Here is a 22860-nt window from a genome sequence, read left to right as displayed (position 1 = left end):
TTCGGCCGCCTCAAGGATTGGCGGCGCGTCGCCACCCGCTACGATCGCTGCCCCACAGCCTTCTTTTCCGCCGTCGCCCTCGCTGCGACAGTCATCTTCTGGCTCTGATCAACGAGTCCTGACCCTACCGTCGTCCGCATCGCTGGAACGGCGCGCAGCAGCGCTACTGGCAGGGTCGTCGCGGCGGCTGGAACGACCGCGACGTGCGCAGCAACTGGCAGGATTTCGGCCGCGACGTCCGGCGCGAGCGGCGCGACTATCGCGGCGACGTGCGCGATGCCCGCCGCGACTATCGCAACGGCACGATCAATCGCGAGCAGTTCCGCGACCAGCGCCGCGACGCCCGCCGCGAGTACCGTCGCGACGTCCGGCAGGACTTCCGCGACCTGCGCCGCCAGAACCGCGCGGAGGGCGTGCGCACGCCGCGCCCCAGCCGCGCCTTCCAGCCGCGCCGGCAGCGGCCCTAGCGGCTGGCGCTATCCCGCCGGGCGCGTTGCGATCAGCCCGTTCGAGACCATGGTCATCACGGCGACGCCGTCCTGGTTGGTGACGGTGATGCGGCTCTTGTAGATGCCCATCTCCGGCCGCGAGGCGGAGACTCGCTTCTCCAGCACCTCGGTCTCCACCGACAGCGTGTCGCCGGGATAGACGGGCTTCAGCCAGCGAAGCTCGTCCACGCCCGGCGATCCCAGGCCCGCCTGCCGGTTCTTCGACAGGTTCTCGACCAGCATCGCCATCGTCATCGCGCACGTGTGCCAGCCGCTGGCGGACAGCCGCCCGAAGTGCGTCCCCGCCGCCGCCTCGTCGGACAGGTGGAACGGCTGCGGATCGTAGCGGCGGGCGAAGTCGATCACTTCCTCGCGCGTCACCTCGCGCGCCCCGATCCGATGGCGCGCGCCGACGATGATATCCTCGAAATACTGCATGCCGGCATCCCCTCTCGCGCGCCATCGTGACAGCCTGGCCGCCGCGGTGCAAAGGCGATCGTGACCCGCCGTGCGAGGAATCAGGATGCGCCGACCCTTCATTCTCCTCGCACTCGCGCTGCTGGCGGGCTGCGCGACGACCCGCGTGGCGGAGCGCACCGCGGCGCCGGTGGACGTGCACGTCGTCGCGCTGAACGACTTTCACGGGGCGCTGGAACCGCCGAAGCTGGCGATCGCTGCGGGAGATGCCAGGGTGCCCGCGGGCGGCGCGGCCTATCTCGCCTCCGCCGTGGCGCGGCTGAAGGCCGCCCATCCGAACCATATCGTCGTTTCCGCCGGGGACCTGACCAGCGCCTCGCCCTTCGTCTCCTCGCAATTCCTCGACGAGCCCACCGTGGCGGCGATGAACCTGATCGGGCTGGACCTGAACGCGGTCGGCAATCACGAGTTCGATCGCGGGCCGGCGGAGCTGAAGCGGTTGCAGGAAGGCGGTTGCGCGAAGCACACGGTGCGCGAGCCGTGCCGCGTCGACCGCCGCTTCGATGGCGCGCGCTTCCGCTATCTCGCCGCCAACGTGCGCACCCCCGGCGGCGACACCTTGTTCCCCGCCACCGCGCTGCGCCGCTTCGGCAAGGGGCGCCACGCGGTGACGGTCGGCTTCATCGGCCTGACGCTGAAAACGACGCCGACGCTCGTCGTCCCCTCCGCCGTCGCGTCGCTGACGTTCGAGGACGAGGCGACGACGATCAACGCGCTGGTACCCTCGCTTCGTGCGAAGGGGGCGGACGCGATCGTCGTGCTGATCCACCAGGGGCTCGCGACGAAGGTCGGCTACGACGACAAGAGCTGTGGCGGCGTGTCGGGCGACCTGCTGCCGATCCTCTCCCGGCTGGACCCGGCGGTGGACCTGATCGTCTCCGGCCACACGCACAACGCCTATATCTGCGACTATGCGCGGATCGACCCGGCGCGCCCGTTCCTCGTCACCAGCGCGGGGAAGTACGGCACGTTGCTGACCGACATCGCGCTGTCGATCGACCCCGTCAGGCACCGCGTCGTCGCGCGACGCGCCGACAATGTGATCGTGCAAGGGGTGGGGTTCGAGGGCGCGGCCGGCGCGGTGCCCGTCCAGTCGCGGTTCCCCGTCTACCCGGCGGAGCCGCGCGTGTCCGCGCTGATGGCCCGCTATGTCGCCGCTGCCGATCCGATCGCGCGGCGCGTCGTCGGCCGCCTCTCCGCGCCGGCGCTGCGCGAGAGCAATGCCGCGGGCGAATCGGTGCTGGGCGACCTGGTCGCCGACGCACTTCGCGCAGGCGCGGGAGCGGAGATCGCCTTCATGAACAGCGGCGGGCTGCGCGCCGACCTGGTACCGGGGCCTGGCGGCGCGGTGACCTACGGCCAGCTCTACGCCGTGATGCCCTTCGCCAACGCGCTGCAGGTGAAGGGGCTGACCGGGCGGCAGGTGCGCGCGGTGCTGGAGCAGCAGTTCGCCAGCGGCACCAACACGGTGGCCGATCCGAACATGCTGATGCCCTCGCGCGGCCTGTCCTATCGCTACGATCTGACCCGTCCGGAGGGGCAGCGGATCCTGGACCTGCGGCTGGACGGCGCGGCGGTGGCGGACGAGCGCGTCTACCGCGTCGGCATCAGCAACTTCCTCGCGACCGGCGGGGACAATTTCACCGCCTTCGCGCAAGGGGCCGACCTGCCCGGCGGGACGGAGGACCTCGACGCGCTGGAACGCTATGTCGCGGCGGCGGGGACGCTGACGCCCCCCGCCGCCGACCGGATCGTTCGGATCGACGCCGTCAGACGTTGAAGCGGAACAGCATCACGTCGCCGTCGCGGGTGACGTACTCCTTGCCTTCCTGGCGCAGCTTGCCCGCGTCGCGCGCGCCGGCCTCGCCGCCGCAGGCGACGTAATCGTCGAAGGCGATCGTCTCGGCGCGGATGAAGCCGCGCTCGAAATCGGAGTGGATCGCGCCTGCGGCCTGCGGCGCCTTGGCACCCGCCTCCACGGTCCAGGCGCGCGCCTCCTTCGGTCCCACGGTGAAGAAGGTGAGCAGGTGCAGCAGCTTGTACCCCGCGCGGATCACGCGGGCGAGGCCGGTCTCCTCCAGGCCCAGCTCGGCGAGGAACTCGGCCCGCTCCTCCGCCGGCATGGTCGCGATCTCCGCCTCGATCGCGGCGGAGACGACCACCGCCTCCGCGCCTTCCGCGGCGGCCTTCTCGAACACGCGCGCCGAATAGGCGTTGCCGTTCGCCGCGTCCTCCTCGTTGACGTTGCAGACGTAGAGGACGGGCTTGGCGGTCAGGAGCTGCGCCTGGTCCAGCACGCGCTTCTCCTCCGCGTCGGCCACCGGCGTCAGCCGCGCGGGCTTGCCGTCGCGCAGCAGGTCGAGCGCGCGGCCGAGCACGACGGCGGCGAGCTTCGCCTCCTTGTCGCCCTGCTGCCCCTTCTTCGCCAGGTTCGGCACGCGCTTCTCCAGGCTGTCGAGGTCGGACAGCATCAGCTCGGTCTCGACCGTTTCCGCGTCGGCGATCGCATCGACGCGATTGTCGACGTGCTGGATGTCGTCGTTCTCGAAGCAGCGCAGCACGTGGACGATCGCGTCCACCTCGCGGATGTTGCCGAGGAACTGGTTGCCCAGCCCTTCGCCCTTGCTCGCCCCGCGGACGAGGCCCGCGATGTCGACGAAGCCGAGCTGCGTTTCGATGATCTTGGCCGACTTCGCGATTTCCGCCAGCTTCGTGAGACGCGGGTCGGGCACGCCGACGTTGCCGACGTTCGGCTCGATCGTGCAGAAGGGATAGTTCGCCGCCTGCGCCGCGGCGGTCTCGGTCAGCGCGTTGAAGAGGGTGGACTTGCCGACGTTCGGCAGGCCCACGATGCCGCAGCGGAAGCCCATCGCGTGCTCGTGTCCTGAAGAGGGGAGAAGCGGGCCCTGTACGCCCTGCGCCGCCGCCCCGCAACGCCCGGCTTAGTCGGATCGACTACAGCCGTGATCCGGCGCGGGCGAGACGTGCCGCCCCGCCTGACGCGCGAGGTCGACGCCGCCACCGGCCGCGTCACCATCCGCGGGGAGGGTGGCGCGAAGGGCGACTGGCCGAAGGAGCTGAATGCCTGCCGGCTGGACCCCGATGCCGACTACCACGTCAACGGCTATCACTATGCGACCGACGCCGAGGGCCGCGTCACCAGCGCGCAGGGCAAGCTCGACCTGGAGGTGGCCGACCGCAACGGCTATCAGCAGCGCGTATCCGGCTGCGAGGATCGCCTGCCCGCGGATCAGGGCGGGCACCTGATCGCCTCCATCTTCAACGGTCCCGGCGACAGGCTGGACCTCGTGGCGATGAACGGGAACTACAACATGGGCGCCTGGCGCAGCATGGAGGCTGGCTTCGAGGCCGCGCTGAAGGAAGGCAATCTGGCGACGTGCGGGTGGACGTGATCTACGCTGAAGGGCAAAGACCGTCCAAGTTCGTGGTGCAGGCGACGATCGATGGGCAGCCGGAAACGGCAGATCGCTACCGAAATCGCGGCCCTCTGCCCGCGCCCGTTCGAACGTGCGGTGCTGACGGCATCGCTGGGCGACGGCTTCTCACGCGTGACGTTGACCTGCGTCGATGGCTCGGGACTCGAAAGCGCGGTGGCGGTGCCGACGCTGGCGGCGTCGACCATCGACGACGCGCTGGTGGACCTGCAGAAGAACTGGCCGACACAGCCTGCATTCTCGACCTGCACCGTCACCTTGTCCGGCGACGGCACGTTCAAGTTCGACGTCGGCTACGCGGACTGACATGACCGCGTTCGCTACCGGCTGAGACGCCTGGCTGGACTACCGCCGGTCCAACGGATCCGCTGTCGACGCCTTCCTCCGCCCCGCCGCCAGCGAGGACGGGATCGCCGCACTCGAACGCGGGATCGGCCTCGCGCTGCCGGCGCACCTCGTCAGCCTGTGGCGATGTGCGGACGGACAGGTCGATCCCGTCATGATCGACGACCCCGCGCCGGGTGCGATCGTGTCGCTCGACCGCGAGGATGGCGAGCCGCCGTGGAAGTGCTGCGCCGTGGGGCGGTGATCACCAGCGATAGTTGAAGCTGACGCTCACCCGCTCGCCCTTTCCCGCGTGCGGCATCACCTCGTGGCGGAGCCAGCTCTCCCATAGAAAGACATCGCCCGCGCGCGGTTCGGCGTAGACGAACGTGCCCTCGCGCGGCGGGGCGGCCATCAGCATCGGCAGGCGGGGATCCTCCAGCTTCAGCGCGCCCGATCCCGGCGGCACCGCGACGTAGAAGGTGCCGGAGACCACGCTGTGCGGGTGGAGGTGGCCGGAGTGCGTGCCGCCGGGCTTCAGCACGTTGATCCACAGGCTGTCGAGCTTCAGCCGACGGGCGCCGAGCTCCATCCCCGCCTCACGCGCGAAGGCCGCGACGTGCCGGTCGAGGTGCCGCTTCAGCTCGGCGAAGGCGGGGTCGCGCAGCGGCAGGTCGTCCAGCGAGGCGTAGCTGGTGTAGCCGCGATAGCCGTGCGCCTTCGACCAGGCGCGCCCCGCGCGATCCTCGCTCGCCAGCGCCGCGGCGGACGCGGCGAGATCGTCGACCAGCGCCGGATCGTCGATCGCCGATTCGTAGAAGTGGGTGGGGAAGAGCTGACGCGTCGGCATGGCGCCCGCTCAATCATGCGGGCGTGCGCGCGGCAATGGGGAAGCGCGAAATCGGCCGCGGCAACAATCCGATACGTTGCCTCCATGCCACGGCAATCCGCGATACCTAGCTCTTGCCTATCCAATGGGCAGCTGCTCAATCGTCGGGCAGTTTCGCCGCATGTGAAAGGAGAAGAAGCCATGATCCTGATCGCGCTCGCCTCCATCGCCGCCACGGCGAACCAGAATGCGACCGTCGAGCATCGCGGTGCACGCTACGACGTCGCCCATCGCGCGCATGTCGAGACGCGGACGAAGACCGTCGGTGCCGCGGTCGGCGCTCGCGCCGGGATGCAGCGCTGCCGCTGGACCGCCACGGTCCGCGTGCAGCGCGAGATCGCGCGGCCGGGCGGCGGGGAGGGCATCGCCACGCTGCTGCCCGCGTCGGAGACGGTGCAGGGCGATCGCCCTGGTGCCTGCATGGGACGGACCGAGGTGAGCGACGCGCGGGTCCGCGACGCCGCCGCCCGGCTGGTCGATGCCGCCCACGCCGATCGCGCCGCAACGCTGGCCGCGATCGACGCCGCGCACGGGCTGGCGGCGAATTGATGCGGGCGGGCCGGGTCGTCCTCGTCGCCGCGCTGGTGGTCCCGGCCGTTCCCGCCGCCGCGCAATCCGTGGCGGGGCCGACGCTGGCTGTGGAAGCAGCCACCGACGCGCGCGTGCGCGGCCTCAGCTGGAGCGACGGGCGCCCCGCGCTGTCCGTCGCCGCCGCCGTGCCGCTGGGCGACGTGCGGGTCGAGGCGCGGGGCACGACGCTGCGCGACAGCCGGCGGCACGGCGGGGCGGACGTGGGGCTTGACCTCGCCGCGCGCTACACGCGTGAGATGGGCGGCTGGCGCGCCGGTGCGGGCATGGTGCACCATGCCTTCCTCGATCGCGCGCGGCTCAACTATCTCGAACTGGAGGCGAGCGGTGGCTATCTCATCGGCCCGCTCGACCTCGCATTGTCGGCCAGCTACGCGCCGTCGCAGCGCGCGATCGGCGGCGACAACCTGTACCTGCGCGCCGGCGCGGCGGCGGGGGTGCCGGGCACGCCGTGGACCGTCTACGGCCATGTCGGCCGCAGCATCGGCGACGGCGATGCGAACGGCGGGCGCGAGCGCGCGACGCGGCTGCGGCCCGGCGGCGGCGACTATACCGACTGGCGGCTGGGGGCGGAGCGGGTCGTCGGTCCGCTGACGCTGGGCGCGGCGGTGACGGGCACGTCGATCGACACGCCGGTGACGCCCACCGCCTTCACCGACCGTCACGTCGGCACGCGCCTCGCGGCGACGGCGCGGATCGATCTGTAGCGATCGAGTGTCGCCCTCACCCTCCGGCGCTTCGCGCCTGTTCCCTCTCCCGCCGGGAGAGGGGGGAGCGGCGCAGCCGTTGAAGGGAGAGGGTGAGGTCGCGGATCGGCCTCAATCCTGCATTCGCAGCGCCACGTCGTTCATGAAGCGCGTATCGTCGCCTGCCGCCAGCCACGGCGCCTCCGCCGCCACGGCGCCGAGCAGGTCGCTGAGCGGGTCCATCTCCGCCTTGGCGTAATTGCCGAGGACGTGGCCGGTCACGCGGTCCTTGTGCCCCGGATGGCCGATGCCGATCCGCACGCGGCGGAAATCCGGCCCGAGGTGCTGGCCGATCGAGCGCAGCCCGTTGTGCCCGGCGGTGCCGCCGCCCTGCTTCACCTTCACCTTCATGGGCGCCAGGTCGAGCTCGTCGTGGAAGACGGTGAGCGCGTCGGGCGCGAGCTTGTAGAAGCGCATCGCCTCGCCCACGCTGCGCCCGCTGTCGTTCATGAAGGTGGCGGGCTTCAGCAGCAGCACCCTGGTGCCGCCGATCCTGCCCTCGCTCAGCCAGCCCTGGAACTTCTTCGCCGGTGCGGCGAAGCCATGCACCGCGGCGATCGCGTCGACCGCCATGAAGCCGACATTGTGCCGGTGCAGCGCATATTGCGCGCCGGGATTGCCGAGACCCACCCAAAGCTGCACGCGCGTCTTCCTTGAAGAAAGGGGCAGGGAAGCGTTGCCGCCGCCCTGCCCCTCCGGAAAGCATCGGACGAGGGGGAAGTTACTCCGCCTTGTCGCCCTCGGCCCCGTCGCCCTCGGCGGCGTCGTCGCCGGCCTCGGCTTCCGCCTCCGCGTGTTCGGCGGCCTGCGCCTCGGCCACTTCGGCGTCGGCGGCCTCGTCCTCGGCGGTCGGTACGGTCGGCGGCACGACGGTCGCGATCGTCAGCGTGTCGTCCTCGCTGGCCGCGGTCACGCCCTGCGGCAGCGTGATGTCGGACAGGTGGATGGTCTCGCCGATCTCACGCCCCTTCAGGCTGATCGCGATCTCCGTCGGGATGTTCGCCGCGTCGCAGGTGACGGCCAGCTCGTGCGCGACGACGTTCAGCACGCCGCCCTGCTTGGCGTACCCCGATTCGTCCTCGTCGGTGAAGACGACCGGAACCTGCACGGTCACGGTCTCGTGCGCGCCGATGCGCAGGAAGTCGACGTGGACCGGGCGGTCGGTCACCGGGTGGAAGTGCACGTCCTTGGGCAGGGTGCGCTGGCCGTTGATCGTCACGACCGTGGTCATGAAGTGGCCGGTGCCCAGCGCCTTGACCAGCGCCTTCTCCTCCAGGTGGATCGACAGCGGATCCTTGTTCTGGCCGTAGATCACGGCGGGGACGCGGCCGTCACGACGCAGCGCCCGGGAGGCTCCCTTGCCAACCCGGTCACGCGTCTCGGCAGCGAGCGTAAGCGTGTCGCTCATCTGTATTCTCCGAAACGAAGTGAGTTCAATCGCTCCCGCCACGCCTCCAGGGATGACCATGACGGGAAGCGGGCGCGCATAGCGGATCGTGCGGAAAACGCAATCCTGTCCTCCCCAAGCTCGCTTGGGGAGGGGGACCGCGCCCGCAGGGCGTGGTGGAGGGGGATACGGAACCGTGCCGTATCCGCCCCTCCACCACTCGCTTCGCGAGCGGTCCCCCTCGCCGAGCCGAGCTCGAGGAGGACCTGCTCAATATTTCACCCGCACCGCCTTCAGCTTGTACTGGCCCAGCATCGATTGCACGCTCTCCGGCCCAGCGAGGTGCCCTGCGCCGACCGCCACGAAGACGGTGCCGGGCTGCGTCATCCGCTGCGCGATCCACCCGGCCCAGCGCTTGTTGCGTTCCGTCAGCAGCGCCCTGGCCACCTCGGGCGAATCCTTCAGCGTCTCGTTCATGTCCTTGGCCAGCGCGTCCGGATCGCCCTTCGACCAGTCGGCGACCATCTTCTGCATCGTCGTCGCGGCGGTGGGCAGCTCGTCCAGCGTGCTCTCCAGCAGCTGCACCTGCGCCTTGTCCGACAGCGCGTCGAAGATCGACAGCTGTCCTTCGAACGTCTCCAGTCCCTCGACCGGCTTGCCCGCCGCCCTGGCCGCCTGCGTCAGCACCGCCTCAGGCCCGTTCTGCGGCTGGTAGCCCAGTTCCTGCACCGGCAGCACGGACAGCGACACCGCGGCGAACCAGGGCCGCATCTTGTCGTACATCGTCGCAGGAAGACCGGTCTTGCCGATCGCCTGGGTGAAGGTGGTGCGGTATTTCGGCTGGATCCGCTGCGTCAGCGGCGCGGCGTCCGGCGCGAACGCCTTGGCCCCGACCACCTTCTGCTGCGTCGCGGCGTCGGGCTCGACCATCTCCAGCACCAGCGTCTGCGAGTCGTCGAACGCGGTCTTCACCGCCTCGTCGAACCAGCTGAGCCCGGGCTTCAGCACGTGAATGGTGCCGAACAGGTAGATCGTCGTGTCGTCGTCCTTCACCACCCACAAGGCGGGATCGGCGTCCTGCGCGGGCGCGGGCTGGGCACAGGCGGGCGCCGCCAGCGCGAGGAGAGGGGCGAGCAGCAGGGGATGGCGCAAGAACGGGCTCCGTGACTGGGACACCGGGGTACATAGGCGGCCCCTTGCCTCAATGCGAGCCATCCGCCACAGCCGCGGGCACCATGACCGACGCCTCCGACACGAAGCCGCTCAGCTTCCAGGCCATGATCCTGCGCCTGCACGATTACTGGAGCACGCGCGGCTGCGTGATCCTGCAACCCTACGACATGCGCATGGGCGCGGGCACGTTCCACCCGGCGACGACGCTGCGCGCGCTGGGGCCGGACGCGTGGAACGCCGCCTTCGTCCAGCCGTGCCGCCGTCCCACCGACGGCCGCTACGGCGAGAACCCCAATCGTCTCCAGCATTACTACCAGTATCAGGTGATCCTGAAGCCGTCGCCGCCCGACCTCCAGGAACTCTACCTCGGCAGCCTCGCCGCGATCGGCATCGACTTCTCGCGCCACGACATCCGCTTCGTCGAGGACGATTGGGAATCGCCGACGCTGGGCGCGTGGGGGCTGGGCTGGGAAGTATGGTGCGACGGGATGGAGGTGACGCAATTCACCTATTTCCAGCAGATGGGCGGGTTCGACTGCAAGCCGGTGGCGGGCGAGCTGACCTACGGGCTGGAGCGGCTGGCGACGTACATCCAGAACGTCGACAGCGTGTACGACCTCGCCTTCAACGACACGGGCGTCAGCTACGGCGACGTCTTCCTCGAGAACGAGCGCGAGATGTCGGCATGGAATTTCGAGGTGGCGGACACCGACGCGCTGTTTGACCTGTTCCGCAAGGCCGCGGCGGAGTGCGAGAACAGCCTTTCCGCGAAGCTGCCGATCGCCGCCTACGAGCAGGCGATCGAGGCGAGCCACGTCTTCAACCTGCTGAACGCCCGCGGCGTCATCTCCGTCGCCGAGCGGCAGGCGTACATCGGCCGCGTCCGCGACCTCGCCAAGGCGAGCTGCGCGGCGTGGATGGAGAAGCACGGATGGGCGGCGTGACGCCTTCCCGTTCCCCCGCGCAGGCCGGGGCCCAGGCCCTCTCCGGCAACGCGCCCTCTTCGTTCGCGCGAAGCCGCGAAGACGCGAAGAAGGTGCGTTCACGCGGAGGCGCGGAGGCGCGGTGCTGGTTCGCGCGTGGCCATCACGCGCATCGCATCATCGAAAGGCTGCTGCCGCAGTCACCCTTCTTCTCCGCGTCTCCGCGCCTCCGCGTGAACCGGGCAACCTTCGCGTCTTCGCGGCTTCGCGTGAACTGATGACATGACCGACTTCCTCCTCGAACTCCGCTCCGAAGAGATTCCCGCCCGGATGCAGGCCAAGGCGCGGGAGGATCTCGCGCGCTTGTTCTCCGCCGAGCTGGCCAAGGCGGGCCTCGCTGCGGCGGAGACCGTCACCTACGCCACCCCGCGCCGCCTCGCGCTGATCCTGCGCGGCCTGCCGGATGCGACCGGGGCGGTAGCTGAGGAGGTGAAGGGGCCGAAGGCGAGCGCCCCGCCGCAGGCACTGGAAGGCTTTCTGCGCAAGACCGGCCTCTCGCGCGAGCAACTGGTCGAGCGCGACGGCGTGCTCTTCGCCGTCAGCGAGAAGCCGGGGCGCGACACCGCGGGCGTGCTGGCGGAAGCGATCCCCGCCGTAATCCGCGCCTTTCCCTGGCCCAAGTCGATGCGCTGGGGCGACGCCTCGCGCTCGACCGAGGCGCTGCGCTGGGTCCGCCCGCTGCAAGGGATCGTGGCGCTGTTCGGCGACGCGATCGTGCCGGTGACGATTGCCGGCGTCGAGAGCGGCGCGGCGACGGTCGGCCACCGCTTCCACCACCCGGGCGCGATCACGATCGGCTCGGCCGCGGATTATGTCGAGAAGCTGCGCGCCTGCCACGTCGTCGTCGACCAGGCCGAGCGCGAATCGATCATTGCGCTGGGTGCGACCATGGCCGCGGCGAAGGCCGGCTTGGATCTGGTGCGCGACGAGGGGCTGCTGGCGGAGAACGCCGGTCTGACCGAGTGGCCGATGCCGCTGCTCGGCCGCTTCGACCCCGCCTATCTCGACGTGCCGCCCGAGGTGATCCAGCTGACCGCGCGGCTCAACCAGAAGTATTTCGTCTGCGTCGACGGCGCGGAAGTAGGTGCTTTGGATGCCTCCCAGGCATCCAAAGCACCTACTCTGGCGAACGCCTTCGTTTGCACCGCCAACATCGACGCGGCGGACGGCGGCGGGAAGATCGTGGAGGGCAACCGCAAGGTGCTGGCCGCGCGCCTGTCCGATGCGCGCTTCTTCTACCAGACCGACCTGAAGGTGCCGCTGGAGGAACAGGCGGCGAAGCTCTCGAAGATCGTCTTCCACGAGAAGCTGGGGACGGTCGCGGACAAGGTGGAGCGGGTGGCGTCGCTGGCGCGGTGGCTGGTGGAGGAGGGGATTGTCGTATCCTGTCCGAGCTCGCTCGGGGAGGATCTCGCCGCCCTCGCGACACGCGCCGCGCGTCTCTGCAAGGCGGACCTGGTCACCGGCATGGTCGGCGAGTTTCCCGAGCTGCAAGGCGTCATGGGCGGCTATTACGCCGCCGCGCAGGGCGAGGACCCCCGCGTCGCGGCCGCCATCCGCGACCATTACAAGCCGGTCGGGCAAGGCGACGACGTACCCACCGCTCCGGTGACCGTGGCGGTGGCACTGGCGGACAAGCTGGACAGCATCACGCGCTTCTTCGCCGCCGACATGAAGCCGAGCGGGTCCAAGGACCCGTTCGCGCTGCGGCGGTCGGCGCTGGGCGTGCTCGCGCTGATCCTCGACAACGGCTTGCGCTTCCCGCTTCTGACCGCGGTGGCGCCGGACGTGCTGACCTTCTTCGCCGACCGCCTGAAGGTGCAGCAGCGTGAGGCGGGCGTCCGCCACGACCTGATCGACGCAATCTTCGCGCTGGGTGGTGAAGACGACCTCGTCCGCCTGCTCGCGCGCGTCCATGCGCTCCAGGCGTTCGTCACGACGGACGACGGCACGAATCTACTCGCCGGATACAAGCGCGCGGCGAACATCCTGAAGAAGGAGGGCGGGGTGCCCGACGGGGCGGCCGCCAATCCCGCGCCCGAGCCCGCCGAGGCCGCGCTCGTCGCCGCGCTGGACACCGCCGAGCCTGCCGCCGCGGACGCGGTCGCGCGCGAGGACTTCGCCGCCGCCATGGCCGCACTGGCGTCGCTGCGCGCACCGATCGACGCCTTCTTCGACGCGGTCACCGTCAACGACGCCGACCCGGTCAAGCGCGCGGCACGGCTGGTTCTGCTCGATCGCGTCCGCACCGCCGTCCACGGCGTCGCCGACTTCTCGAAGATCGAGGGGTAGCGCTACCGAAAGAACAATCGCTTGCAATCGCGCCCTTGCGCGTGTGTTGCGGTGCACAACATACGAATGCGAGGAGACGTGGACATGGCGACGGCGGCACGGGGTGCGGCGGCACCGGGGGCGGACACGCGCTACGTCTATCGCTTCGGCGGCGGCGTCTCCGATGGCGGGGGCGGGGACAAGAACCTGCTTGGCGGCAAGGGCGCGAACCTCGCCGAGATGGCGTCGATCGACCTGCCCGTCCCGCCGGGCTTCACCATCTCCACCGAGATGTGCGCCCGCTATTACGAGGAGGGCGAGCGCTTTCCCGACAGCCTGCGCGCCGAGGTGGCCGGGGGAATCGCGCATATCGAGCAGGTGACGGGCAAGCGCTTCGGCGACGCCGCAGACCCGCTGCTCGTCTCCGTCCGTTCGGGCGCGCGCGTCTCGATGCCCGGCATGATGGACACCGTCCTCAACCTGGGCCTCAATGACGCCACGGTGGAGGGGCTCGCGACCGCCAGCGAGGACGCGCGCTTCGCCTGGGACAGCTATCGCCGCTTCATCCAGATGTACGCCGACGTCGTGCTGGAACTGGACCACGGCGCGTTCGAGGAAGCGCTGGAGATCGCCAAGGAGGACAAGGGCTTCACGCTCGACACGGAATTGTCGGCGGACGACCTGAAGGCGCTGGTCGCCGAGTACAAGGGCCTGGTCGAGAAGGAATGGGGCAAGCCGTTCCCGCAGGACGTGCACGACCAATTGTGGGGCGCGGTGGGCGCGGTGTTCGGCAGCTGGCAGTCCGAGCGCGCCAAGGTCTATCGCCGGCTGAACGACATTCCGGGCGACTGGGGCACCGCGGTCAACGTGCAGGCGATGGTCTTCGGCAACATGGGCGACACCTCGGCCACCGGCGTCGCCTTCACGCGCGACCCGTCGAAGGGCGACCGCGCCTATTACGGCGAGTTCCTCATCAACGCGCAGGGCGAGGACGTGGTCGCCGGCATCCGCACGCCGCAATATCTGACCCGGGCGGCGCGCGAGGCGGCGGGGGCGAAGCCGCAGTCGATGGAGGAGGCGATGCCCGAGGTCTACGCGGAGCTGGCCGCCGTGTTCGACCGGCTGGAAACGCATTACCGCGACATGCAGGACATCGAATTCACCGTCGAGCGCGGCAAGCTGTGGATGCTCCAGACCCGCTCGGGCAAGCGCACCGCGAAGGCGGCGCTGAAGATCGCGGTGGACATGGCGGAGGAGGGGCTGGTCACGCGCGAGGAGGCGATCCTGCGCGTCGATCCCGCGATGCTCGACCAGCTGCTTCACCCGACGCTCGACCCCAAGGCGGCGCGCGACGTGCTGACCAAGGGACTGCCCGCCAGCCCCGGGGCGGCGAGCGGTGCGGCGGTGTTCGACGCCGACACGGCGGAGCGCTGGGCCGCTGACGGCAAGGCGGTGATCCTCGTCCGGACGGAGACCTCGCCCGAGGACATCCACGGGATGCACGCGGCCAAGGGCATCCTGACCGCGCGCGGCGGCATGACCAGCCACGCCGCGGTCGTGGCGCGCGGCATGGGTCGGCCGTGCGTTTCGGGCGCGGGCGCGCTGTCGATCAGCGCGAAGGACAAGGTGCTGCGCGTCGCGGGCCGCGAGGTGCGCGAGGGCGACACGCTGACCATCGACGGCGCCACCGGCGAGGTGATGGCGGGCGAGGTCGCGACGATCCAGCCAGAGCTGGCGGGCGACTTCGGCACGCTGATGGAATGGGCCGACGAGGGTCGCCGCCTGAAGGTGCGCGCCAATGCGGAGACCCCGGCCGACTGCCGCACCGCGCGCGATTTCGGTGCCGAGGGCGTAGGCCTGTGCCGCACCGAGCATATGTTCTTCGACGCCGCCCGGATCACCGCGGTGCGACAGATGATCCTGGCGGAAGACGAGAAGGGGCGCCGCGCCGCGCTCGACAAGCTGCTGCCCGAGCAGCGCGGCGACTTCGTCTCGATCCTGGAGGTCATGGCGGGCCTGCCCGTCACCATCCGCCTGCTCGACCCGCCGCTGCACGAATTCCTGCCGCACGAGGAGGCGGAGTTCGCCGAGGTGGCCGAGGCGGCGGGCATCGCCGTCGACCAGCTGAAGCGCCGCGCCGCCGAGCTGCACGAGTTCAATCCCATGCTGGGCCATCGCGGCTGCCGGCTGGGCGTGACCTATCCCGAGATCTACGAGATGCAGGCGCGCGCGATCTTCGAGGCGGCGATCGACGTGGCGGAGAAGAGCGGGGACGCGCCGATCCCCGAGGTGATGATCCCGCTGGTCGCGACGCGTCGCGAGCTGGAGCTGATGAAGGCGGTGGTCGATCAGGCGGCGAAGGACGTGTTCGCCGAGCGCGGGCGGACAATCGACTATCTGGTCGGCACGATGATCGAGCTGCCCCGCGCAGCCCTGCGCGCCGGCGAGATCGCGCAGGCGGGCGAGTTCTTCTCCTTCGGCACCAACGACCTGACGCAGACGACGCTGGGCGTCAGCCGCGACGATGCCAGCCGGTTCCTGGGGGCCTATGTCGACAAGGGCATCTACGCCAAGGACCCGTTCGTGTCGCTCGACGTGGAGGGCGTGGGCGAGCTGGTGGAGATCGCCGCCGAGCGCGGCCGCGCTACCCGGCCCGACATCAAGCTCGGCATTTGCGGCGAGCATGGCGGCGACCCGGCGTCGATCGCCTTCTGCGAGCAGGTGGGCCTGGACTATGTGTCGGCCAGCCCGTTCCGCGTCCCGATCGCGCGGTTGGCGGCGGCGCAGGCGGCGCTGCGGGCGCGATAATCCCTACTGTCGCTCGTGCCGAGTGAAGTCGAAGCGCGGCGCTTGTTGCGGGTGGCCTTCGACTTCGCTCAGGCCGAACGGGGCAGAGCCGACCCCGCGTCTCGAACAGCGATGCTGACCATCCGTTCGTGCTGAGCGAAGTCGAAGCACAGCCGCCCATCCTCGTGTCCCCACACGCAGGGGGCGGCGCACCTGCGATGCGTTCAGATCCGCCGGTCCTCGTCGCGGTACGGCCGTTCGCCCTCACGCAACGGGCGATCGTCCCCGGGTAACGGGCGCTCGTCGCGATAGGCCGGCTCCGCCGCGGGGCGCGCGGTCATGTTCGCGCTGACCGGCGCGGCCTTCGCCAGCCGGGCGTTGTCGCGCTCCAGCTCGGTCACGCGCTTCGTCGTGTCGGCGTGCGCGTCCCGCTCGGTCAGGTAGCGGCGTTTCCACCGGGCGCCGCCGGGATGGCTCGCCAGCCCGAACAGCCAGCCCGCGACCAGGGCCACGGCCAGCGCGACCCATTGCGTGGTCGTCGTGAACAGCATCGTCGTCCCTCCTGTTACGCAGGAAGAACGACAGCCGCGGGCCGGTGTTCCTACGAACCCGGCCCCCCGCCGGAGAAGGCGTCGCTGATCGAGCAGGCGGCCGGGCCGAGGATGACGACGAACAGCACCGGCAGGATGAACAGGATCAGCGGCACCGTCATGATCGCGGGCAGCCGCGCCGCCTTCTCCTCCGCGCGCATCATGCGCTCGTTGCGGAACTCGGCGGAGAGGACGCGCAGCGCGCTGGCGAGCGGGGTGCCGTATTTCTCCGTCTGGATCATCGTCGTCACCACGCCCTTCACCGCATCCAGCGCGACGCGGTGCGCCAGGTTCTCGAACGCCTGCCGCCGGTCGGTCAGGAAGCCCAGCTCGATCGCGGTGAGCGCGCATTCCTCGCCCAGCTCGGGATAGGCCTTGCCCAGCTCCTTGGCCACGCGGTGGAAGGCGGCGTCGACGGTCAGCCCCGCCTCGGCGCAGATGACGAGCAGGTCGAGCGCGTCGGGCAGCCCCTTCTGGATCGCCTGCGACCGCTTGGTGATCTTGTTCTTCAGGTAGATGTCGGGCGCCTTGTACGACATGATGAAGGTGACGGCGACGAGGCCGTACTTCTTCAGCGGTCCCCAGGTCGGGAAGGCGTCCAGCCCGTAGACGTAGAGCAGCATGAACCCGCCGATCACGATCGGCAGCGCCATCCGGCCGAAGATGACGGCGACGGCCCATTCCTTCTTGCGGATGCCGGCCTGGAGCAGCTTCTGCTGCGCCACCTTCACCTGCTCGTCCTGCAGCACCTTCAGCGACGACAGGATGCCGCGCAGCCGGTCCGCCGTCTCGTTCTTCTGCACCAGCTTCGCGCGGCGCTTGCTGGTGGAGGCGGTGATGCCCGCCTTCAGCTGCTCGCGCCGGTCGTTCAGCGCCTTCACGCGCTTCGTCATCGGATCGCGGACGCTGAGCGCCAGGTACATCGCGAACATTACCGCCGCCGCCGCGCAGGCGGAGAGGAGAGTGGCGACGTAGTAGACGTCGACGCCGAGGATCTTGGGGCTGGCCGGTTCCATCGGATCAGATCTCGAAATTGACCATCTTGGCCATGATGAAGGCGCCGATCGACATCCACACCAGACCGCCCATGCCCGCGACCATCAGCCGCTGGTCGATGAAGAAGTTCTGCATATAGGCGCCGTTGATGAAGAAGATCAGCGTGAACACGATGAACGGCAGCGAGCCGACAATATAGGCCGACGCCTTCGATTCGGAGGACATAGCGCGGATCTTCAGCCGCATCTGCATCCGCTGGCGCAGCACGGTGGCCAGGTTCTGCAGCGTTTCCGCCAGATTGCCGCCGGTCTCGCGCTGGATCGCGATGGTGATGACGAAGAACTGGAATTCGGGCGTGCCCAGCCGGTCCGCGGTCTCCTGCAACGCCGCGTCCATGGTGCGGCCGATCTTCATCTTGTCGCTGACCGCGCGGAACTCCTCGCCGACGGGGCCGTCCACCTCGGCGCCGACCACGCCCATCGTCTCCGAGATCGGCAGACCCGAGCGCAGGCCGCGCACCAGCAGCTCGATCGCGTCGGGGAATTTGGCGTTGAACTTCGCGATGCGCTTCTTGATGACCTTGCCGACCACCAGGTGCGGCAGCCCGGCGCCGACGAACAGGCCGACGAACAGCGCCAGCAGGAACGGCAGCCCTTTCAGCAGCAGCAGCAGCGCGACGCCGACCGTCAGGCCCAGCGTGGCGACGCCGTACTTGCCGACGGTCCAGTCCTTGCCCGTCATGTTCAACCGCTTCTCCAGCTGCGCCGGATTGGGCAGCAGCCGGGTGAACGCCTCGTCGGCCTTGGTCGCGCTCTTGCCGGTGATGCGGCGCATCTGCGCCTCCATCGCGTTGGCGGGGGAGGCGGAATGCCGCTCGCGCAGCGCACCCAGCCGACGCGTGCCCGCCTTCTCGGCATTGGGTCCGGCGAAGGCGAACACGATCAGGCCCAGCGTCATGAGGGCGCCGGTCGCGAGCAGGATCAGCGGCAGGATCGGCATGGATCAGCCCTTCTTCGTACCCTTGCCGCCGTCCTTCTTGGCGACGAGGCCCTTCAGGTCGGTGAACTTGGCGAGCAGCGAGGGGCCGCCCTTGCGCGCGGTCTCGCTCGTGCCGTCGTCCTCGCCCGCGGTCAGCAGCTGACGCACCAGGGAGTGGAGCGGCGCGACGGTCTTGCCGGTCTTGCCCGCCTCCGCGATCGGCTTGCCCAGCTTGGCCGCCTGCGCCGCCAGCTTCTGGTCGAACGCGATGGTCACGTCGATCTTGCGCTCGATCGACCCTTCGAAGTCCTTGCGCGCGATCTCCGGCTGCGCGCCGGCATGCGCCTTGTTCACCAGCACCGTCACCTGCACCTGCGGCGCGCTGGTGCGCAGCCAGGAAAGGAGGCGGATCGTGTCGCGCGCCGCCGCCAGCGTCAGCTCTGTGACGAGCACCGCGGCGTCGACGTCGGACAGCAGGTGCGGGTGCTGCACCAGCATGTGGCGCGGCATGTCGATGACGGTGCACTCGAAGGCGCCGCGCATCTCCTCCTGCAACTGGTAGAAGGCGGCGCCGTCCGTGACGATCGGCGAGGAGATCGGCGCTTCCGCGGACAGCACGGCCAGCTTGTCGCTCGCCTTCACCATCGCGCGCTCGAGGAACAGGCCATCGATCCGGCTCGGGTTCTCGATCGCGTCGGTCAGCCCGCGGCCCGGCTCCAGGTCCAGCGCTAGCGCGCCGGTGCCGAAATGGACGTCGAGGTCGAGCAGCGCGGTGGAGCGGCCCTCCCGGTCGCTCATCAGCCACGCGAGCGAGGTCGCGATCGTCGATGCTCCCGCGCCGCCGCGCACGCCGATCACCGCGGTCGCGCAATGCGGCCGGTCGCCGCTGGTGTCGGCCAGCTTCGGCGTGCTGAGGATCGCCTGCGCCTGCGCAAAGGCATCGCGCAGCACGTCGGGATTGAAGGGCTTGAGGAGATAGTCCTGGATCCCGCTCGCGATCAGGTCGCGGTACAGGCGCACGTCGTTCACCTGCCCCGCGGCGATCACGATCGTCCCGGGCTCGCACACCTCGGCCAGGCCGTTGATGTCGGTCAGCGGGTCGCCCGATTCGGCCAGGTCGACGAACAGGATGTGCGGCGAGGAGGAGACGGACAGCGTCTGCACCGCGTTGCGCAGCCCGCCCTTGTACACGTTCTCCGGCGACCAGCCCATTTCCGACGCGATCGGCCGGACCGCGTCCGCCGACGCGTCGTCGCAGGTGAAGGCGAGGAACGGCGCGCGCGTGCCCGCGCCGGCTTTCCAGGGTGCGTTCACTGCTTGCCTCCCGCGCTCTCGCCCTTGCCCTTCAGCCAGCCGCCGCCCTCACCGGTCGGCTTGGCCGCCCGCAGCGTGCCGATCGCGCGCGCGGCGGTTTCGTTCTCGTATCCCGGGACGCCGGGCGCGCCGCGCACCAGGTCGGCGGGGTTCGCGATCATCGCGGCCAGGTTGGTGTTGGTCGCGCAGCCATAGTCGGAGCCGGTGTGCGCGTCGAAGTTGGGATCGTTCATGCGGCTGTGGTCGGGGCAGCCGGGCACGCTGGCGCGGGTGCGGCTGACGACGACGCGCACCGTTCCGGGCGCCACCGGCGCCCCGGTGACGGGCGCGGCGTCGGCGACCAGCAGGCCGTAGCGCGCCGCCACCGCCTGCACGTCCTCGTGCGCGGCACGGGCGAGGCCGTTGGGATCGTCGATCGCGACGCTGTCGCCGTAGGAGAGTCGCATCGCGTCCATCCAACCGCCCAGCCGCTGCTGCTCGCCGGGAGCGAGGCCGGCCGGTCCTGCGGCGACGTCGATGGCATAGTCGCTGCGCTGGACCACCGGCTGGTGGACAGATTCGAGCCCGCGGTTGGCGGTGCCGCACGCGGCCAGGGGCAGCAGTGCGAGCAGGAGGGGGAGGGGGCGGGACATGACGGACATGGTCGTCCTCTTCGACAGGATCAGTTGATCGAGAAGCCGGGCGCGGGCGTCGCGGCGCCCTTGCGATCGGCGGGCTTCAGCGCGCGGTGCTCGGCCGGGATGGCCAAGGGCGGCGAGGAGGGCGGCGCGGCCGGGACGGGCGCCACCGCGCCGATCGCCGGCGCCGTCGCGGGTGCGACCTGCATCACCGGCTTGGGCCGGTCGCCGCCGGTCTGTCCGGACTGCAACTGGCCCAGCAGAACGCGCTGAAGGTCGGTCGGCGCCTTGTACCCGTCGGTCGGCAGCGCGATGTCGTTCGCGTTGGTCGGCTTCACCAGATACGGGGTGATGATGATGACCAGCTCGGTCTCGTTGCGCTGGAAGGCGTTCGACTTGAACAGCGCGCCCAGCACGGGAAGGTCGCCGACGCCGGGCGTCTTGTCGAAGAAGTTGTTGTGCACGTTCGACATCAGGCCGGCGATCATGAAGCTCTGTCCGGATCCCAGCTCCACCGTCGTCTCCGCCCGCCGCGTGGTCAGCGCCGGAATGCGCGTGCCACCGAAGGGGACTGCGTTGGAATAGTCGAGCTGCGACACCTCCGGCCGGACGCGCAGCGAGATGCGGCCGTCCGACAGCACGGTGGGCGTATAGGCCAGGCTGACGCCGAACTCCTTGTACTCGACCGTGACCGTGCCCAGCGCCTGGCTGATCGGAATGGGGATCTCGCCGCCCGCCAGGAAGGTGCCGGTCTCGCCCGACAGCGCGGTCAGGTTGGGGTTGGCGAGCGTCGTCACCTGCCCGTTCTGTTCGCCCAGGTCGATCGCGGACAGCACGTCGAGGCCGAGCAGCTTGCCCGCCAGCCCGATCGACGAGCGCGTGCCGGTATCGTCCTTGGTGAAGCTGTACTGGCTGCCCGAATTGGGCAGCACGAACTGGCCGGTGCGCGGATCGAAGGGCAGCGACAGCGTGCCCGCCGGGAAGCCGAAGCGCGACGAGGCGTCGACCAGCGGCAGCTTCGACGTGTCGAAATTGCCGATCGTCCCCGGCGCGCGGCCGGACGCGATGCCGAACTGGAACCCGCCCGTCGTGTCGCGGGTCAGCAGGTTGCTGCCGATGTTCTTCAGGAAGCGGCGGTTCACCTCGGCGAACTTCACCTGCAGGTTCACCTGCAGCGGCGTCGCGGTGCGCAGCCGGTTGACGACGCCGATCTTCAGCTTGGCCGCGTCCGAGTTCAGGTCGACGCCGGGGTTCAGCAGGCTGAGCACCAGCCGCTGCGCCTGCGCGCTGTCCTCGGGCGAGGCGACGGTGCCGTTCAGCACCGCGATCTGCCCCACCTGCGTCACGCGCACGTCCGCTTCCGGCATGGCGGCCTTCAGCATCCGGTCGAGCGAGGTCGAATTCTGCGCGACATGGACCAGCGCGGAATAGACGACCGAGCCCGACGCGTCGGTCGCGAACACGGTGGAGTCGCCGAAATCCTTGCCGAACAGGTGGATCTGTCGCGCGTTGGCGACATAGACGTCGGCCACGTTGGGATTGGACGTCCACACGTCCACCACGCTGGCGGGCAGGGTGATGAGCTCGCCCTCGCCCACCGACAGGCGCTTCTCCACCTGCGGACGGGCGACGCCTGCGGGGGGAAGGCCGGCGCGAGCCGGGCGTCCGGCGGCGCGCTTCGCCGGGGCGGCGGCAGTGGCGACCGGCGCCAGGCCGATGCCGGCCATCGCCGCCAGCGCCGCACCGCGCGAGAGGATGGAGTTCAGGCGCATCTCAGTTCTTCCCTTCCTGGGAAATGTCGGTGACGGTGTTGCCGCGCACGACGCGGACCGTCGGTCCCTTCTTCACCGCCGGGGTGCCCATCGCCGGGCCGGCCGCCGCCACCGGGGCGCTCGCGCCCTGCACCTCCGCCGGAACGGTGCGGCGCTGGAAGCGCGACACGTCGGCACCGACGACATAGGTGGCGTTGCCCGCCTGGGGCGTGCTGGCGAGGCGGGCGAGCATCGCCTTCTCCGCCTTCGGATCCTTGCCGTCGCCGACGCTGACCGCGCCCGAGGCGATGGCCTGCTCCAGCTCGCCGGCATTGTCGGCGATGGAGCGCAGCGACAGCGACAGGTTGCCGATCGTCTGCGCGACCGCGATCTGCTCGGCGATCTTGGGCGTCGCCTCGACCGTGACGGTGGAGAAGGTGCTGACGACGGTGTTGCCGTTCGAGTCCTTCTCGTCGCTGGTGCGCTGGTCGGTGGCGAGCACGCGCAGGTTTCGCACCACCGTCTCGCTGGTCTTCAGCGGGGGGCCGTCGCCGCCGCCGGTCACCGACTGCGTGAGGATGAGGTCGATATGGTCGCCCGGGAACACGAAGCCAGCGACGGAGGTCTGCGCCGACACGGGCACCGTCACCGCGCGCATGCCCGCGCCCAGCGCCGCGGCCAGGAAGCCGCGGTCGCCCGGCTTCACCAGCGCGCCCTGCGTCACCGGCTGGCCGGCGGTGATGGCGTTGCGCACCACCGTGCCGATCAGCTTCGACAGGTCGGTGCCTTCCTTCTTGAAATAGGCGTTCTCGACCATCTCCTTGGGCCACGGCTGGAACTTCAGCGCGGCGGCGTCGAGGATGGTGCCGACGGGCAGCGCGCGCGTGGCGACCAGCACCTCGGGCCCGTCGACGACGGGGGCGGGCGCGACGACCGCCGCGGCCTCGGGTGCGGCGGCGCCGGCGACCAGCGACCGCGCGACGAACGCGGTGACCGCAGCGACGAACAGCGCGCCGACGAGCAGGATGACCTTACGAGTGTCCATT

23 protein-coding genes and 1 pseudogene are annotated in these 22860 nt (G+C 70.1%); 11 read left to right on the top strand and 13 right to left on the bottom strand.

All coding sequences use genetic code 11. From position 1 onward, the window contains the following. Both HBH26_RS16805 and HBH26_RS16800 read left to right on the top strand, forming a co-directional pair. Window positions 1-108: pseudogene (locus HBH26_RS16805) on the top strand (IS5 family transposase); the annotation flags it as partial. A 95-nt stretch (window positions 109-203) separates the two neighbouring features. Continuing rightward, entirely contained in the window at window positions 204-467 is a 264-nt protein-coding gene (locus HBH26_RS16800) for a hypothetical protein (RefSeq protein ID WP_168135795.1), read from the top strand. Between the two features lie 9 nt (window positions 468-476). On the opposite strand, the gene HBH26_RS16795 is transcribed toward HBH26_RS16800, so the two are convergent. Beyond that, window positions 477-926 (bottom strand): MaoC family dehydratase, encoded by a 450-nt coding sequence (locus HBH26_RS16795; RefSeq protein ID WP_168135794.1) that lies wholly within the window; start codon window positions 924-926, stop codon window positions 477-479. A gap of 85 nt (window positions 927-1011) precedes the next feature. Between HBH26_RS16795 and HBH26_RS16790 the strand changes: the two genes are divergently transcribed. Continuing rightward, window positions 1012-2745 (top strand): bifunctional metallophosphatase/5'-nucleotidase, encoded by a 1734-nt coding sequence (locus HBH26_RS16790; protein WP_168135793.1) that lies wholly within the window; start codon window positions 1012-1014, stop codon window positions 2743-2745. Here the strand turns inward: HBH26_RS16790 and ychF are convergent. After that, window positions 2735-3835, bottom strand: coding sequence for a redox-regulated ATPase YchF (gene ychF, locus HBH26_RS16785; RefSeq protein WP_168135792.1), 1101 nt, complete (start codon window positions 3833-3835; stop codon window positions 2735-2737). The genes HBH26_RS16790 and ychF overlap by 11 nt on opposite strands. A 93-nt stretch (window positions 3836-3928) precedes the next feature. On the opposite strand from ychF, the gene HBH26_RS16780 reads away from it, so the two are divergent. Both HBH26_RS16780 and HBH26_RS16775 read left to right on the top strand, forming a co-directional pair. Next, window positions 3929-4378: a DNA/RNA non-specific endonuclease gene (locus HBH26_RS16780; protein WP_168135791.1), complete on the top strand. Its 450-nt coding sequence runs from the start codon at window positions 3929-3931 to the stop codon at window positions 4376-4378. 51 nt (window positions 4379-4429) lie between these two features. Further along, window positions 4430-4726 (top strand): hypothetical protein, encoded by a 297-nt coding sequence (locus tag HBH26_RS16775; RefSeq protein WP_168135790.1) that lies wholly within the window; start codon window positions 4430-4432, stop codon window positions 4724-4726. A gap of 283 nt (window positions 4727-5009) precedes the next feature. Here HBH26_RS16775 and HBH26_RS16770 read toward each other — a convergent pair whose 3' ends face one another. Further along, entirely contained in the window at window positions 5010-5594 is a 585-nt protein-coding gene (locus HBH26_RS16770) for a TIGR02466 family protein (RefSeq protein WP_168135789.1), read from the bottom strand. A 180-nt stretch (window positions 5595-5774) separates the two neighbouring features. On the opposite strand from HBH26_RS16770, the gene HBH26_RS16765 reads away from it, so the two are divergent. Both HBH26_RS16765 and HBH26_RS16760 read left to right on the top strand, forming a co-directional pair. Beyond that, window positions 5775-6182: a hypothetical protein gene (locus HBH26_RS16765; protein ID WP_168135788.1), complete on the top strand. Its 408-nt coding sequence runs from the start codon at window positions 5775-5777 to the stop codon at window positions 6180-6182. Continuing rightward, a complete protein-coding gene (locus tag HBH26_RS16760) occupies window positions 6182-6928 on the top strand; it encodes a TorF family putative porin (protein ID WP_168135787.1) in 747 nt (248 codons plus the stop codon). The genes HBH26_RS16765 and HBH26_RS16760 overlap by 1 nt, the downstream gene beginning before the upstream one ends. A gap of 111 nt (window positions 6929-7039) precedes the next feature. Here HBH26_RS16760 and pth read toward each other — a convergent pair whose 3' ends face one another. The 3 genes from pth to HBH26_RS16745 all read right to left on the bottom strand — a co-directional run bounded on the left by pth (window position 7040) and on the right by HBH26_RS16745 (window position 9506). Beyond that, window positions 7040-7609 (bottom strand): aminoacyl-tRNA hydrolase, encoded by a 570-nt coding sequence (pth, locus tag HBH26_RS16755; RefSeq protein WP_168135786.1) that lies wholly within the window; start codon window positions 7607-7609, stop codon window positions 7040-7042. Between the two features lie 79 nt (window positions 7610-7688). Next, window positions 7689-8375, bottom strand: a complete 687-nt coding sequence (locus HBH26_RS16750) for a 50S ribosomal protein L25/general stress protein Ctc (protein WP_168135785.1) — start codon at window positions 8373-8375, stop codon at window positions 7689-7691. Between the two features lie 249 nt (window positions 8376-8624). Then, window positions 8625-9506, bottom strand: coding sequence for a TraB/GumN family protein (locus HBH26_RS16745; protein WP_239024880.1), 882 nt, complete (start codon window positions 9504-9506; stop codon window positions 8625-8627). Between the two features lie 83 nt (window positions 9507-9589). Between HBH26_RS16745 and HBH26_RS16740 the strand changes: the two genes are divergently transcribed. The 4 genes from HBH26_RS16740 to ppdK all read left to right on the top strand — a co-directional run bounded on the left by HBH26_RS16740 (window position 9590) and on the right by ppdK (window position 15589). Beyond that, window positions 9590-10471, top strand: coding sequence for a glycine--tRNA ligase subunit alpha (locus tag HBH26_RS16740; protein WP_209308637.1), 882 nt, complete (start codon window positions 9590-9592; stop codon window positions 10469-10471). Continuing rightward, entirely contained in the window at window positions 10459-10728 is a 270-nt protein-coding gene (locus HBH26_RS16735; RefSeq protein WP_168135783.1) for a hypothetical protein, read from the top strand. Before HBH26_RS16740 ends, HBH26_RS16735 begins: the two co-directional genes overlap by 13 nt. Before the next feature lie 4 nt (window positions 10729-10732). After that, the gene (gene glyS / locus HBH26_RS16730) at window positions 10733-12802 is read left to right on the top strand and encodes a glycine--tRNA ligase subunit beta (protein ID WP_168135782.1); all 2070 of its coding nucleotides are present in this window, start codon (window positions 10733-10735) and stop codon (window positions 12800-12802) included. Between the two features lie 84 nt (window positions 12803-12886). Beyond that, window positions 12887-15589 carry a pyruvate, phosphate dikinase gene (gene ppdK / locus HBH26_RS16725; protein WP_168135781.1) on the top strand — a complete coding sequence of 901 codons (2703 nt, stop codon included), beginning with the start codon at window positions 12887-12889 and terminating at the stop codon, window positions 15587-15589. 203 nt (window positions 15590-15792) lie between these two features. Here ppdK and HBH26_RS16720 read toward each other — a convergent pair whose 3' ends face one another. From HBH26_RS16720 to cpaB, 7 genes are read right to left on the bottom strand one after another with little or no spacing between them, the layout of a single operon-like run. After that, complete coding sequence (locus HBH26_RS16720) at window positions 15793-16119, bottom strand: hypothetical protein (protein ID WP_168135780.1); 327 nt, start codon at window positions 16117-16119, stop codon at window positions 15793-15795. 50 nt (window positions 16120-16169) lie between these two features. Further along, window positions 16170-17174, bottom strand: a complete 1005-nt coding sequence (locus tag HBH26_RS16715; RefSeq protein ID WP_168135779.1) for a type II secretion system F family protein — start codon at window positions 17172-17174, stop codon at window positions 16170-16172. Window positions 17175-17178: 4 nt separating this feature from the next. After that, window positions 17179-18153 (bottom strand): type II secretion system F family protein, encoded by a 975-nt coding sequence (locus HBH26_RS16710; protein WP_168135778.1) that lies wholly within the window; start codon window positions 18151-18153, stop codon window positions 17179-17181. 3 nt (window positions 18154-18156) lie between these two features. Next, window positions 18157-19446: a pilus assembly protein CpaE gene (locus HBH26_RS16705; protein ID WP_168135777.1), complete on the bottom strand. Its 1290-nt coding sequence runs from the start codon at window positions 19444-19446 to the stop codon at window positions 18157-18159. Continuing rightward, complete coding sequence (locus HBH26_RS16700; protein WP_338057445.1) at window positions 19443-20078, bottom strand: CpaD family pilus assembly protein; 636 nt, start codon at window positions 20076-20078, stop codon at window positions 19443-19445. Before HBH26_RS16700 ends, HBH26_RS16705 begins: the two co-directional genes overlap by 4 nt. 29 nt (window positions 20079-20107) lie before the next feature. Further along, complete coding sequence (locus tag HBH26_RS16695) at window positions 20108-21835, bottom strand: type II and III secretion system protein family protein (RefSeq protein ID WP_168135775.1); 1728 nt, start codon at window positions 21833-21835, stop codon at window positions 20108-20110. Window position 21836: 1 nt separating this feature from the next. Next, window positions 21837-22859 (bottom strand): Flp pilus assembly protein CpaB, encoded by a 1023-nt coding sequence (gene cpaB / locus HBH26_RS16690; RefSeq protein ID WP_168135774.1) that lies wholly within the window; start codon window positions 22857-22859, stop codon window positions 21837-21839. Window position 22860 lies beyond the last annotated feature (1 nt).

This window comes from Sphingomonas corticis, from assembly GCF_012035195.1.
In the GTDB taxonomy this organism is placed as follows: domain Bacteria; phylum Pseudomonadota; class Alphaproteobacteria; order Sphingomonadales; family Sphingomonadaceae; genus Sphingomonas; species Sphingomonas corticis.
This window is presented reverse-complemented; position numbering and strand designations above follow the sequence as displayed.